The organism is Streptomyces sp. NBC_01549 (genome assembly GCF_026339955.1).
In the GTDB taxonomy this organism is placed as follows: Bacteria; Actinomycetota; Actinomycetes; order Streptomycetales; family Streptomycetaceae; genus Streptomyces.
Genome location: NZ_JAPEPW010000003.1, coordinates 149,439 through 162,730 on the forward strand (window position 1 = coordinate 149,439; position 13,292 = coordinate 162,730).

Here is a 13,292-nt window from a genome sequence, read left to right on the forward strand (position 1 = left end):
ATGCGGCGTCTTGTGTCCGCTTCATGACCGAGGGGTGCGCGGTGGCGTCGGTGCTGGGAATGCTGGAGGAGCGGGAGACGGCTGCCCGTGTGCGGGTGGAGGGGCTGCGGGAGGAAGTCGCGCGGCTGGCTGAGGTGTTGGAGGCTGCGGAGATCGAGCTGGACCGGCGGGTGATCGCGCGGGAGGAACTGGTCGAGGCGTTGGCCGCCTCTGCGGGCGAGACAACTGCCGTGAGCGAACCCCTGACCGAGGCCGAGCAGGCGACAGCGCCCTCGCCAGCACCGATGCCGGGCTCGACGGTGCCGCCGTGGCGGGACGGGCTGCCGGTGTCGGCGCTGACGTCGGACTACCAGCGGATTCTTGGTGTGGTGGAGGAGCGGGCCCCGGCGGGCCAAGGACCGCTCAAGGCCAAGGAGATCGCGGTGGGGCTGGGCCTTCGGACGACGCCGGCGAAGGTCGAGGGGGTGCGCTCGAAGGCCAGGCGCCTGGCGGAGCGAGGGTGGCTCCTGCAGGAGACGTCGGGAATGTTCAGCGCCGGTCGGCGGCCCGTGGCCGTGCCAGACGCCGGCCCATCCGCGTGACCATCGACCACCGGATCATCGCCTCGCTGGTAGCGGGCAGGGTCTCGTAATCCCGGGCGAGACGGCGGGAGCTGAGCAACCATGCGAACGTGCGCTCGACCACCCACCGTCTCGGCAGCACCACGAACCCCTCCACGTCATCGGTGCGCTTGACGATCTCCAAGGCCAGGGCGAGTTTCTGACGACACCAGCCGACCAGGCCGCCGGTGTAGCCGCCGTCGGCCCAGACGAGCGTGATGTCGCGGTGCAGTCGGTGCAGCCGCTGCAGCAGGCCCGCCGCGGCGTCCCGGTCGCCGATGTTCGCGGCGGTGACCGCGACGACCAGCAGGAGGCCCAGCGTGTCGGTCACGATGTGCCTTTTGCGGCCGTTGATCTTCTTCCCGCCGTCGAAGCCCCGCGAGACCGTGGGCACCGACGCGGCCCCCTTGACCGACTGCGCGTCGATGATCCCCGCTGAGGGTTCCGCCTCGCGGCCCTCGCGCTCGCGGACCTTCCCGCGCAGTCGGTCGTGGAACTCCGAGATCAGTCCGTGCTCGCGCCAGCGGCGGAAGAAGGCGTAGACCCGGCCCCAGGCGGGGAAGTCCGCGGGCATCGCCCGCCAGGAGATCCCGCCCGCGACCAGGTAACGGATCGCGTCCATCAGCTGGCGGTGGCAGTAGCCCTCGGGCTGCCCGCCCCGGCCCTGAAGCCAGGCCGGCACCGGCAACAAAGACCGGATGGCCGCCCACTCCGCGTCGCTCATGTCCGACGGGTACCGGCGCACCCGGTCAGGATGGTCGGCCGCGTTGCCGTACACGTGCGCGAGACAATCGCACGACATGGCGGACGAGTTGAACTCGGTGGGCTCGGGCGCGTACAACAACGACAACAGGGCCTCCTGGAACCGCTCGGATGGGGTCGCACCCCCGAGCTACCAAGAGGCCCTGCCTTCATGCGCGCGCAGTAGGAAGATCACCCGGCCGAGACGCCTGTTCGATCTGCACGTTCCAAGATCGGTTGAGATACGGCTTCTCAGAGTGCGGGATGTGGCGTTCCGTCGGTCTTGTCATCGCTCGATGGTGTGATGTTGGGGCATCGCTGGTGGTCAGGAGTTCGGGGTTCGCTTGAGTTGTGGCATGAGCATGCGCAAGCCGTACCCGAGCGATCTCACCGATGAGCAGTGGGAGCTCGTCGAACCCGTGATCACGGCATGGAAGGCCCGGCATCCGTCGGTCAGCGGGCATCAGGGGAAGTACGCGATGCGGGAGATCGTGAACGCCATCCTCTACCAGAACCGCACGGGTTGTCAGTGGGAGTTCGGGCCCAAGACATGCCCCCGCCCGGAGCGGTGAAGTACTACTTCTACCTCTGGCGCGACGAGGGCACCGACCAGGACATTCACGACGTGCTGCGCTGGCAGCTGCGGGAGAAGCGGAAACGATTAGCCGACCCGAGCCTGGTGGTCCTGGACACGCAGAGCATCCACGTGGCCGTCGGCGTCCCGGCCACGACGACGGGCCGGGACGGGTGCCGGGCAGGAAGAGATGCCTGGCCGTGGACGTGCTGGGCCTCGTCATTGACTGCGTCGTCCTGCCCGCCTCCGCGCACGAGAACACCGCCGGCATCGCCCTGCTGGACGCTGTCACCGAGCAGTGCGACACGGTGAAAAAGGCCCTGGTCGACCAGGGCTTCAAGAAGAAGGTCGTCGAGCACGGCAGACACGTGGGTATCGACGTCGAGATCGTCGAGCGCAACCCGGACGACAAGGGCTTCGTTCCACAGGCCAAACGGTGGATCGTGGAGCAGACGAACGGGATCCTGATGTTCTACCGCCGTCTCGTACGCGACTACGAACACCGCCCCGCCTCCTCCCGCTCCCGCGTTCTGTGGGCGATGGCCTCCGTCATGAGCCGTCGCCTCACAGGAGCCACCAGCGCCTCCTGGAGGACCGCATGAGCGTGCCATCTTGTGTTCCCTTCGTTGAGCATTAGTTACCACAAACGTATCTATTTGGGTTAAAAAAACCCGGTCTGGCCCTGATCTTGGTCATGAAGCTAGACGGACCTAGCCCTAATTCGGAGCACCACGTCCGCCAGTGATGTCCGCCTCAGCTCCCCTTCCAGGACCTTCTGAGCCTCAGCCCGCACGTCACTCATGACTTCCTTGATGTTGCGGCTCACGACGCAGTCCTCCTTTTCGGGATAGGTGTGGATCGCGAACGGTTCTGGTGGAGTGACGGCAGAGTAGACGTCCAAAAGAGAAATGCTCTCCGGACTTCGCGCCAGGGCATAACCGCCCGACTTGCCAACAGTCGAAGCGACCAGCTTCGCCTTCGAGAGCTTGACCAGGATTCTCTTGACGAAAATAGGGTTCGCATTCACGCTGCCCGCCAGATGTTCAGACGTGAAGGTTCCATCGTTGTGTGCGATCGCCGCCAGCACGTGGACAGCGATCGAAAATTGGGTGTTCGCGCCAGGCATGTTCAGATACTACATGAGTATCTAGCTTCTCGGAACCCTCCTCGGCGGCTCCGGCCGAGCCGACACCGGCGTTGTTGACCAGCAGATCGATCCGGCCGTACCGCTTCATGACCTGCGCGACCGCGGCGGTGACCGCTGCGTCCAGCGCGCAAGGGGGTACTCGACGCGGGGTTGTGGGCAATTGGCAGCGGCTTCATTGCGCGGCCGAGGGCCCGGCGTCACGAGGTCAAGTCGGCCGCCATCTTCCTCTCACCCACACCCGACGAACGGTGCCGTTCGGCCCTAAAGCGGCTCCGAACGGCACCTCACCACTACCAATCCACACAAGTCATGAACCCAGGCCGACTTCCGGATCTTCAAAACTCCGACCCCACCCGTCGAGTCCGGAGGCGAAAGAACAAGCTCAGCCGTGGGTGACGGCTGCTCACAGGGCGCTGGTGGGGCGCGTTGAACCGCAGCCCAGGCGAGCAGGAACACATCAGAACATCACCATGGCACGACTCCATTGTCGTCGAACAGCTGACCGGTGGGGCCGCCGTCGGGCAGAGCTGCCAGCCGGATGGCGATCACCGCGCCCTGCTCAGGGGTCTGAGTACCGCTGAACCCGTTGAGGTCGGTAGCCACGTAGCCGGGGCAAGCGTTGTTGATCAAAATGTTGGTGCCGCTCAGCTCCTTGGCGTACTGGATGGTGACGGCGTTGAGGTAGGTCTTCGTCGGCGCGTAAGCCCCGCTGATCCCTCCGAGGTCGACACCGGGCGTGGTCTGCAGGGCCAGAGAGCCGACATGGCTGGACTGGTTGACGATCCGCGGGTGCGCTGAGTGGCGCAGCAGCGGCAGCATCGCGTTGGTGACCCGGATGACGCCGATGACGTTGGTCTCCACCAGCCGCCGCACGGTCTCCAGGTCGATGGTTGTAGGCACCTCTGGCCAGCCGCCTGCGACGCCGGCGTTATTGACCAGCACGTCAAGGCGTCCCGCTCGCTCCTCGATCAGCTGCGACGCGGCGGTCACGCTCTCGTCGTCGGTCACGTCCAAGGGCACGCCGAACGCGTCGGCACCCGCCGCGCGCAGTTTCGCCACGGCGTCCATCCTGCGCTGCTCGTCCCGAGCGCCGACACCGACGCTCCAGCCCAATGCACCCAGCCCGGCCGCGATCTCGTACCCGATTCCCTTGTTCGCACCGGTGACCAGTGCGATTGTCTTCTCACTCATGACAGCGAGCATGGCCGCGCTTCGACCAGGCACCAACACCTCCTCGGTAACGCACCAATACCCGAACGACATCAATCGACCGTCCGCCGGACTTACTGTGACTGCGTGACTCCTCCCCCTCGTGAACGAGGGGGCTTCTCGCTATGCCGGGTTGGCGTCGCGGCGGACCAGCCCGGCCCGTAGAACGTTGATCGCACCCACGGTGTCCGCGTGTGCCTGGTGGTCACACGAGACGCAGTGGAACTTCTCCTGGGTTGTCCGGTTCTCCTTGGTGGTGTTCCCGCATTCGGGGCACCGCCGGGAGGTGTTGCGGGGGTCCACCGCCATCACTTGCCGTCCGGCTCCTTCCGCCTTGGCGGCCAGGATCGCGAGGAACACCCCCCATCCGGCATCGGCGATCGAGCGGTTGAGTCCCGCTTTCGCGCTGGCCCCGTTGGGCAGGAAGCTGCCCGGCTGTTCAGGGTTCGGCTTGGGTGCGGGGGCCTTGCTCATGTTGCGGATCTTGAGGTCTTCGTGCGCGATGAAGTCGTGCTCACGGACGAGACCGAGCGCGGTCTTGTGCGCGTGGTCCAGGCGCTGACGGCGGACCTTGCGGTGCAGCCGGGCCACGGCTTCCACGGCCTTGCGGCGGCGCTTGGAGCCCCGCTTGCAGCGGCTGAGAGCCTGCTGGGCGGCTTCGAGTTTCGCGGCGGCCTTCGCGCCGTGGCGGGGGTTGGGTACGAACTCGCCGTTGGAGTCAGCGAGGAAGTTGGCTATGCCCATGTCGATACCGACCACAGACCCGGTTGCCGGGAGCGGTTCGGGCTGGGGCTGCTCGGCGGTCAGGACGACGTACCAGCGGCGCCCTTCACGCTTGACGCTGATCGTCTTGACCTTGCCGACTACGGGCCGGTGCTGGTGGACCTTGACGTGGCCGACGCCTTGGAGGCGCACGCGGGTGACGGGGTCGTGCGGGGTGGAGTCCCAGCGGCAGCCGTCACCGTCCTTGGGAAAGTCCACGGTGTCGAACCGCTTGCGCGACCGGAAACGCGGATACCCCGGCTTGTCCGCTGCCTTCACGCGCCGGAAGAACGCGGCGAACGCCTTGTCCAGCCGGCGCAAGGTCGCCTGCTGGCTGGAGAACGACCAGCGGCCCTGACGCTCGGGGTCGAAGGCCCGGATGTCCTTGAGCTGGGCCGACTGCTGCCCATACCGGATCGTCGTCTTCGAGGCGTGCCGGTAGGCGTCGCGGCGTTCCTGCAACGCCCCGTTGTAGAGGGAGCAGTGATCACGCAGCATCTCACTGAGCGCTGCCGCCTGGCCCACGGTGGGCCGCATGAGGAACTTGTACGCACGGATCATCCGGCCCACCCCCTTTCCTGGTCAGCTTCGAAGATCATACTACCCTTGGTGTATGTCACCGCGCTGGGAACCAAACCCCGATATCCGTACCGGCCGTCACGTCACCTACAATCTGCACGCCCACTTGGTGTTCGTCACTAAGTACCGCAAGGACGTCTTTGATGACGCCATGCTGAAGCGGTGCGAGGAGATCATGCGGGAGGTGTGCGGCAGCTTCGAGACGGAGCTGAAGGAGTTCAACGGCGAAACCGATCACGTACACCTGCTCGTGCACTATCCGCCGAAGGTCGCCCTGTCCAAGCTGATCAACAGCCTGAAGGGCGTCAGCTCCCGTTACCTGCGCGCCGAGTACACCGGCCGCATCAACCGCATCGGGCTGGGCTCCGTGTTCTGGTCGCGCTCCTACTTCGCCGGTTCGTGCGGCGGCGCACCGCTCAGCATCGTCCGTCAGTACATCGAGGGCCAGAAGCGGCCCACCTGACCGTCACCGAAGAGGCGCAGCGAACTCCGGCGCTGCGCGCCTCCGGTCCGAGGATGCGTTTCCCTCCCCGGCTGAAGCCGGGGATACCCACGCAAGATCAGGGATGGAGATACGCGAGCTGCGGTACTTCGTCGCCGTCGCCGAGGAACTGCACTTCGGCAGGGCTGCCCAGCGTCTGGAGATAGCCCAGCCGCCCCTGTCCCGAGCCATCGCCCGGCTCGAACGACAGCTCGGGGTCACCCTGCTGGAGCGCACCAGCCGCAAGGTCACGCTCACCGAGGCCGGAGCCGTGCTGCTGTCCGAGGGGCGCGCGATCCTCAGCGCGGTAGCCGCAGCTGAGCGGCGTACCCAGCAGGCTGCACAAAGGCGCCCCCGCCTCGTCCTCGCCGTCAAATCCGGCACCGCCGGCGAGTTGCTGGCCAAACTGCTCGATGCCTACCGCGCGGAGCCTGGCGCGGCCACCGTCGATCTCTTGCTCTGCGAGGCGCATCAGCAACAGAAATTGCTGCAGGACGGGCAAGCCGACGTGGCTCTGCTGCACTTGCCATTCGATTCGACGGCCGGACTAGACACCGAAACCCTGCACACCGAGGGACAGGTGGCGATCCTGCCCACCTCACACCCACTTGCTGGCCGCTCTCAGATCCGGGTGGCCGAGATCACCGCATTGCCGGAACTCCCGATGGCTCGCTGGCCCGGTCCTGGCGGCAACTACCCGGAGGGATCAGGAGCAGAGGTACGGAACCTGACACAGCTCTTCCAGCTGATCGCGCTCGGCCGTACCACCGTGATCATGCCCGAGTCCGCCAGCACCGACCTACGCCGGGATCTCGCCGCCGTGCCGGTCCTGGATGCTCCGCCCGTGACAACGGTGATCGCTTGGCCGTCGCAGAGCCGACTTCGCGCAGTCGCCGACCTGATCCGCGTAGCAACACGTCTTTGACGGGCTGTTCTCTATCCGCTCGCGTGGAATGCGGCCGACTGTCCGGATCGTCGGTCGGCGAAACCGTCAAACGACCCGAGACGCTCATGGAGCGATCCCGGGCCGGAGGGTCGGGTGGCCCGGGGGAATCGCACCCAATGCCAGCAACTTTAGGCAGCGCGGGGTTGGGTCGCGGTGCGCCCCTGATCATGTTCATGTTGGTGCTGAGTCTGCGCGTTCGCGATGTCCGGGGTGACGATGGCGAGGTGGTAGGTGGCGTTCTGCGAGGCCGGAGCGATGGAGGCTTGCCGCGAGGGGAAATGGAACAGGGGCCGTTTGGCCATGCGCGGGCACGTCCGGCAGGTGACGTGTTTCGTGATCAGGCGCCGGGACAAGTCCCGGTAGATCTGTTCGGCGTGCGCATCGGCGCACCGGGGCGTGATAGTGATGGCGTCCTGGACGGCGTCGCGGGCGGCGGTGAAGGAGATCCTCGCGGGCTCGAGGTCGTCCCCGCGCAGGGCGGCGAGGCAGATGATGTGCCGGATCGCCTGGTAGACGATGAGGTAGGCCCACAGTTCCTGGCGGGCGGCTTCAGGGTCGGCGGCGCGCAGAGCGCGGCGCGTGCCGCGCAGCTAGGTCTTGATCTCTCGGAATCCTGTCTCGCATGCCCACTGCTCGGCCCGCGGACCGCACCCGCCGCCGAACTCGCTGCCACCTATGCCAAGAGTGACCAGGCGGTAGTGGCCGGTCCGTGCAGTGCCGTCATCGGTGCGCACGGTGATGACGGCCTCGACTACGCGCACCACGGGGCCGCGGGGCGCCAGCGGGGGCGGCGGTGCCTGCCCGGCCTTGCGGCGACGTGCCCTCTTCTTGGCATGGCGGGTGGAGTCGGCGGGGTCGGTCAGCCGGGACAGGAAGGACCCGTCGGGCAGGACCCGCTGGACGGGCAGGTGCAGATCGGCCTGAACCCGCCACAGCAGGTGGGCCTCGGTCGCCTGAGCTGCGCACCACAGGCGGTAGCTGAAGAATCCCCGGTCGGCCAGCACCAGCATGCCGGGCCGAAGGGCGGGCAATATCCGCTCGGCCAGGGCTCGTTCGCCGGTCCGGTAGGTGCCGAACGCCGCGTCGATGATCCGGCGGCTGCCGCACGCGATCAGCACGACCAGGCGTGACTGCGGATTCCCGGCCGCTCCCTTCTTGCAGCTGGGGCGGCCGAACGCTTCGGCATTCGCCGGCGAGTCGGCCATATCCACGTTGGTGCCGTCCCACGCGACCAGGAGTAGCCCGAACGCATGTGACCACGGAGTACGGCGGCACACCGACGTGCCGGAAAGGCGCTGGAACAGCAGCTCGAACGGGGCTGCCCCCAGCCGGCGACGCAGCTTGGTCAGCGCCGTCGTCGACGGCAGGCGCCAGCCCGCAGCTCCGAGGCCGCCCCGGCGCCCCGAGACCAGTTTGGCGATCACACTCCCGTAGCTTGCGCCGCTGAACAGGCACAACGCCAGAACGAAGTAGACGCCCAGCCGCGCCGGCAGCGACCGGAAACGCCGGTGAGCCCGGCCGGTCACCGCCAGCGCCTCATCGACCAGGCCCGGCGGGACATAGCAGGCCAGCACACCGCCTCCCACCCCGTTCAACAGCCGCCCCACGCTGGAAGACCAGCCCCTGTCCATGGCACCATGACCCGACAACGAAGCTCCTCGACTACCTGGTTGATCTCGACAATCACCAGTCGTAGCCGAGGAGCTTCGTCGCGTCCGGCGGAACACCGGACTGCCAGCCGATCAGGGACCAACACGGACAGTGATCTCCCTAAGTTGCTGGCATTGGGTGAGATCCCCTCGGGCTACCCGACCAATTCGGAATGGACCCTGGGCGCCCCGGACCAGGCTGGAATGCGGTCTGCAAACCGGCCCGGGTCGTGCGCGCCCTCGGCGGGCGGACGGCACCGCCGCGCCGCCCACCGAGGGGCTGGCTCAGCAGTAGTCCCAGGTGCCGCTGACGTACTTCAGATTGTCCGAGGACATGTAGCCGATGTTGGCAACGGAGTCCCCCTTGACCCTGCCGAGGAACCACAGCACACCCGAGTCCGGGTTTATGGCCCCGCACCACACATAGAAGGTGCTGCCGCTGCTCACTGAACGGACGTTCCCACAGACCGAGCCGACACCGACCTTCAGGTTGTACGTGCCTTTCAGCGTGGTCACGAGGGAGGAGTTGTTCGTCTGGTTCGTGCCCCAGCAGGTCGCGGCCGCTGCCGCCTGCGCCGTGGTTGCCGCGGCGAACCCGGACCCGCCCGTCAGTAGCGCGGTGGCCGCGAGCACGACCCCGGCCTTGTGCTTGACCCGCTGCATTCCCATGGTGACTCCTTCGTCCTGAGATCCGTGGCTGTCTTCTCGCGGGTAAAACGGGGAGGTATGCATTTGCATGGCACATGACAATCCTCCCGGTTTGCGTGTCGTGCTGTTCCCTGTCCTGGACCACGGTGCGCGGCCGACCGTCGGCGAACCTTGGGTAAACGTTGAATTGGCTGGTCGAAGGCGCTATGCCAGGGTGGGGACTTGAGACTCGGGGGGGTGCGGTGACGGTTGAGTTCGATTTGCTCGGCAGCGTCGAGGCGCGTGTGGACGGCCGAACCCTTGATTTGGGCCATGCCCGGCAGCGGTGTGTGCTCGCAGTGCTGCTTGTGGACGCCAACCGGGTGGTTCTGGTGGACCAGCTTGTCGAGCGCGTCTGGGCCGATCGTTCTCCACAGCGGGTCCGGAACGCGCTCTACGGCTACCTCTCCCGTCTGCGGCAAGCTTTGGCCATCGCTGAGGGGGCGGATATCGTCCGGCGATCCGGTGGCTATGTCCTCAACGTCGAGGCGAAGGCAGTGGATCTGCACCGCTTCCATGACACTGCCGCACGGGCCCGCACGGCCGCGCAGAACGAGCAGGACGAGCAGGCTGCAACCCTGTTCGGGCAGGCACTCGGCCTCTGGCGGGGAGATGCCCTCGCGGGTCTGGACACCCCTTGGATCAACGCCCTCCGCGACGCCGTGGACCAAGAACGGATTGCGGCCGAGCTGGACCACACCGACGTTCGGCTCCGCTGCGGTCACCACACCGGACTGTTGGCCGAATTGTCCGCCCGGGTCGAGATACACCCACTGGACGAACGACTGGCCGGCCAGTTCATCCTCGCCCTGTACCGCTGCGGTCGCCCAGCCGATGCCCTCAACCAGTACCAGCAAACCCGGCTGCTGCTCGCCGAAGAACTCGGCTGTGACCCCAGCCTCCCGCTGCGGCAACTGCACCGGCAGATCCTCACCACCGATCCCGCACTGAACGTCCCGGCCGCCGGCCCCGCCGCCAGGCGCGCTCCGGGATCCGCACCCGCCCTCGTGCCGCGCCCGTTACCCACGCCCCCGCCGGTGCCCACCGCACGGGACGGTGGTGCCCTGCCCACTCCGCTGACACCGCGGCGGCCCCGGACGTGGAGCCGCCTGATCGGGCGGGCAGCGGAGTTGACGGTCCTCGACAGTGCGATCGAGGATGCCTTGGCCGGTGTGCCAGGGGTGGTCGAGGTGGTCGGGGAACCCGGGATCGGAAAGACACGGCTGCTCGGCGAACTGGGCGAGCGCGCGAGACAGCGCGGTTTCGTGTCCTTGGCCGGACGCAGCGTGGAGTTCGACCGGGCTCCCTACGGTGCGTTCGTGGACGCCTTGGACGACCACCTTGGCAATGTGGACTTCCTCCGGCTCCGGCCTGATGGATCACCGCCCGGCGCGTTCGCTCTGCTGAGTACGGTCTTCCCCGCGCTCTGCGACCGTTTCCCGACCGGGCCGGAGCCGGTGACGGTCGAACGGTACTGGTTCCACCGGGCGGTGCGGACGTTGCTGGAGACGCTGAGTGCCGACGGCGGGCTCGTGCTCAGCCTGGACGACCTGCAGTGGACGGATGACGGTACAGCCGAGCTGATCGACCACCTCGTACGGCACCCGCCAAGGACACCGCTGCTCCTCGCCCTCGCCTACCGTCCCCGGCAGGCCCCGCCGCGACTGGCCGCGGCACTGGCCCGGGCAGGAACGGAGGGAAGAGTGGCCAGGGTCCAGTTGGGTCCGCTGTCCCCGGCTGAGGGAGCGGAGCTGTGCGGGGCCAGGACGGATCACTGGCGTTTCCAACGGCAGTACGAGGCCAGCGGCGGCAACCCGTTCTACCTGGAGGCGCTGACCCGAAGCGCCGGGAACGAAAGCCCGCCGGCGGTCCCGGCTGACTCGGTGCCCGTCGCCGACGATCTGCCGCAATCGGTGCGTGCCGCGCTGCTGGAGGAGCTGGGAGGTCTGTCGGCCACTGCGAGGGTCTGTACACAGGCGGCCGCGGTGCTCGGCGACTCTTTCGAAGCCGAGATGGTGGCAGTTGTGGCCCGAACCGGTGAGGCACAGGCCCTCGCCGCCCTGGACGAGGCTGCGGAGCGGGACTTGGTACGCCAGATCGGCTCCACGCGCCAATTCCGGTTCCGCCATCCGCTGGTGCGGGCAGCGGTGTACCAGGGGGCGGGCGCCGGCTGGCGGATCGAGGCGCACACCCGGGCCGCGGACGGCCTGGCGCTGCGCGGCGCACCGCTGACTGCCCAGGCGTCACACGTTCAGCGTTCGGCGCGCGTAGGAGATGAACATGCCGTCGACGTACTTGTACGGGCTGCCCGTCAGGTGATGACGATCGCACCAGCCGCTGCCGCACACTGGACACAGGAAGCCTTGCGACTGCTCGGCGAGCAGAGTCGACTGCGGCCCGAACTGTGGCTCCAGCGGGCCGATGCGCTGGGCATGGCCGGACGACTGCTGGAAAGCCGCGACATCCTGCGCACGGCCGCTTCTCTCCTGCCTGCGGAGGCATGGGCTCAGCGGGCTCGGCTGACCGTCTCCCGAGCCACGATGGAGTGGAAGCTCGGCCGGTACAAGGAGGCGACGTCGCTGCTGCTCCGGGAACTGGCGGACCACGACGGCCGGCCGGAATCCGAGACCGCGGCTCTGCAGATGGGGGTTGCGACGGTGGCGCTTCGCACAGCCGACTTCCCCACAGCCATCGATTGGGGCGAACGCGCGCTGCACTCGGCAGAAACCATCGGCGACCCGTTGCAGATCACCGCTGTCCGGGCTTTGCTGGCACTGGCACATACCTTGGCCGGGGACTCCGCCCGATCGACCGACTACTTCGACCTGGTCCTGGAAGTACTCGACGAAACCGATGACCAGCAACTGGTCGGCCAGATCGACACCCTTGTCACGATCGGCTGGACGGAAATGTTCCTGGGACACTACGACTCCGCGCTCCGGCACCTCGGTCAGGGCCTGAACCTTTCCCGTCGTACCGGCCAAAGCCTCATGCTCGCCGATCTGTTCGCTGCCTCCGCATACGTCCTGATGTGGCTCGGGCAGCTGGACGAGGCAGCGACGTACGCCGACGACGCGCTGGAGGCGGCATCACTCGTCGGCAGCAACGAGCCACGCTCGCTGGCCGAGGCGGTGAACGCGGCGGTCTCGATGTGGCGGGGAGACTTCGCCGGAGCACTGAAGATCTGCGAGGAGTCGCTTTCCCAGGCCGGCCCCGAACCGACCCAGTACCGGTCGGCAATCCTCGGGATGCTCGGCAATGCGCTGCTGCTCAACGGTGATCCGGCAGGCTGCGTCCGCAGGGTGATCGAAGCGGGCGGTGGCCCCGAAATGTCTGCGTTCGAAGCACCCGTGCGCCCATTGTGGTTGCGGCTGCTGACTGGTGCGGAACTGGCCCGGGGCGATGTGGCGGCTGCCGAGATGTGGGCTGGCCGCGCAGCGTCCGCTGTGAGCTCCGACAGACCGCCCGGACAGCTCGGCTTCGCTTTGCTGGCTCGCGCTGAGGTACACCTCACAAGGGAAGACGCGGCGGCGGCAGAGGCTGCGTGCGAGGCCGCTGCCGCGTTCTGCGCAGCACGAATGCCACTCTATGAAGCCACCGCTCGGCTAACGGCTGGCATCGCGCTGTCCGTCGTCGACCGTCAGCCCGAAGGACTCGCTCAGCTGGAACAAGCGAAAGCATTGTTCACTGGCTGCGGGGCAACGGCCCTGTCCGAACTGGCCGATCAAGAAACCCACCGCATCGCCGCCCGAACCCCGCCTCCGACAATCGGCATCACACCCGGGACCTGAAGCTCCCGAACGGCACAAGCTCCGCTGGAGCGAGCCCCCGTTATGTTTTCCGCGGTCCTGCAAGAGGGCCGCTGGCCTCCGGGCCCGGCATGACTGTGTCCCCCTGTCGAAGGCATGACCTGGGGGG

Annotated in this window: 10 protein-coding genes and 2 pseudogenes; 5 read left to right on the forward strand and 7 right to left on the reverse strand. The window is 67.3% G+C overall.

Annotated features, from left to right (window positions below; genetic code table 11):
* Nucleotides 1-23: 23 nt before the first annotated feature.
* A complete protein-coding gene (locus tag OG819_RS46850) occupies nt 24-581 on the forward strand; it encodes a hypothetical protein (protein ID WP_266637567.1) in 558 nt (185 codons plus the stop codon).
* Here the strand turns inward: OG819_RS46850 and OG819_RS46855 are convergent.
* Complete coding sequence (locus OG819_RS46855) at nt 529-1,401, reverse strand: IS5 family transposase (protein ID WP_323138223.1); 873 nt, start codon at nt 1,399-1,401, stop codon at nt 529-531. The two genes, OG819_RS46850 and OG819_RS46855, sit on opposite strands and share 53 nt — an antisense overlap.
* A gap of 295 nt (nt 1,402-1,696) precedes the next feature.
* On the opposite strand from OG819_RS46855, the pseudogene OG819_RS46860 reads away from it, so the two are divergent.
* Nucleotides 1,697-2,516: pseudogene (locus OG819_RS46860) on the forward strand (IS5 family transposase).
* Nucleotides 2,517-2,614: 98 nt separating this feature from the next.
* Here OG819_RS46860 and OG819_RS46865 read toward each other — a convergent pair.
* From OG819_RS46865 to OG819_RS46880, 4 genes and pseudogenes are all read right to left on the reverse strand, one after another.
* Nucleotides 2,615-3,040, reverse strand: a complete 426-nt coding sequence (locus OG819_RS46865) for an Rrf2 family transcriptional regulator (protein WP_266637575.1) — start codon at nt 3,038-3,040, stop codon at nt 2,615-2,617.
* Between the two features lie 31 nt (nt 3,041-3,071).
* A pseudogene (locus OG819_RS46870) lies at nt 3,072-3,182 on the reverse strand (SDR family NAD(P)-dependent oxidoreductase); the annotation flags it as partial.
* Between the two features lie 344 nt (nt 3,183-3,526).
* Nucleotides 3,527-4,264 carry an SDR family oxidoreductase gene (locus OG819_RS46875; RefSeq protein WP_266638721.1) on the reverse strand — a complete coding sequence of 246 codons (738 nt, stop codon included), beginning with the start codon at nt 4,262-4,264 and terminating at the stop codon, nt 3,527-3,529.
* Nucleotides 4,265-4,393: 129 nt separating this feature from the next.
* Nucleotides 4,394-5,593, reverse strand: coding sequence for a transposase (locus tag OG819_RS46880; protein WP_266655814.1), 1,200 nt, complete (start codon nt 5,591-5,593; stop codon nt 4,394-4,396).
* 52 nt (nt 5,594-5,645) lie between these two features.
* Between OG819_RS46880 and tnpA the strand changes: the two genes are divergently transcribed.
* Both tnpA and OG819_RS46890 read left to right on the forward strand, forming a co-directional pair.
* Nucleotides 5,646-6,074 (forward strand): IS200/IS605 family transposase, encoded by a 429-nt coding sequence (gene tnpA / locus OG819_RS46885; protein WP_266655816.1) that lies wholly within the window; start codon nt 5,646-5,648, stop codon nt 6,072-6,074.
* Between the two features lie 103 nt (nt 6,075-6,177).
* On the forward strand, nt 6,178-7,017 hold the full coding sequence (locus tag OG819_RS46890; protein WP_266637577.1) for a LysR family transcriptional regulator: 840 nt from the start codon (nt 6,178-6,180) through the stop codon (nt 7,015-7,017).
* A gap of 611 nt (nt 7,018-7,628) precedes the next feature.
* Here OG819_RS46890 and OG819_RS46895 read toward each other — a convergent pair.
* Entirely contained in the window at nt 7,629-8,645 is a 1,017-nt protein-coding gene (locus OG819_RS46895; RefSeq protein WP_266655818.1) for an IS4 family transposase, read from the reverse strand.
* Nucleotides 8,646-8,972: 327 nt separating this feature from the next.
* Complete coding sequence (locus OG819_RS46900) at nt 8,973-9,356, reverse strand: hypothetical protein (RefSeq protein WP_266637579.1); 384 nt, start codon at nt 9,354-9,356, stop codon at nt 8,973-8,975.
* Nucleotides 9,357-9,577: 221 nt separating this feature from the next.
* Between OG819_RS46900 and OG819_RS46905 the strand changes: the two genes are divergently transcribed.
* Nucleotides 9,578-13,165 carry a BTAD domain-containing putative transcriptional regulator gene (locus OG819_RS46905; RefSeq protein ID WP_266655820.1) on the forward strand — a complete coding sequence of 1,196 codons (3,588 nt, stop codon included), beginning with the start codon at nt 9,578-9,580 and terminating at the stop codon, nt 13,163-13,165.
* Nucleotides 13,166-13,292 lie beyond the last annotated feature (127 nt).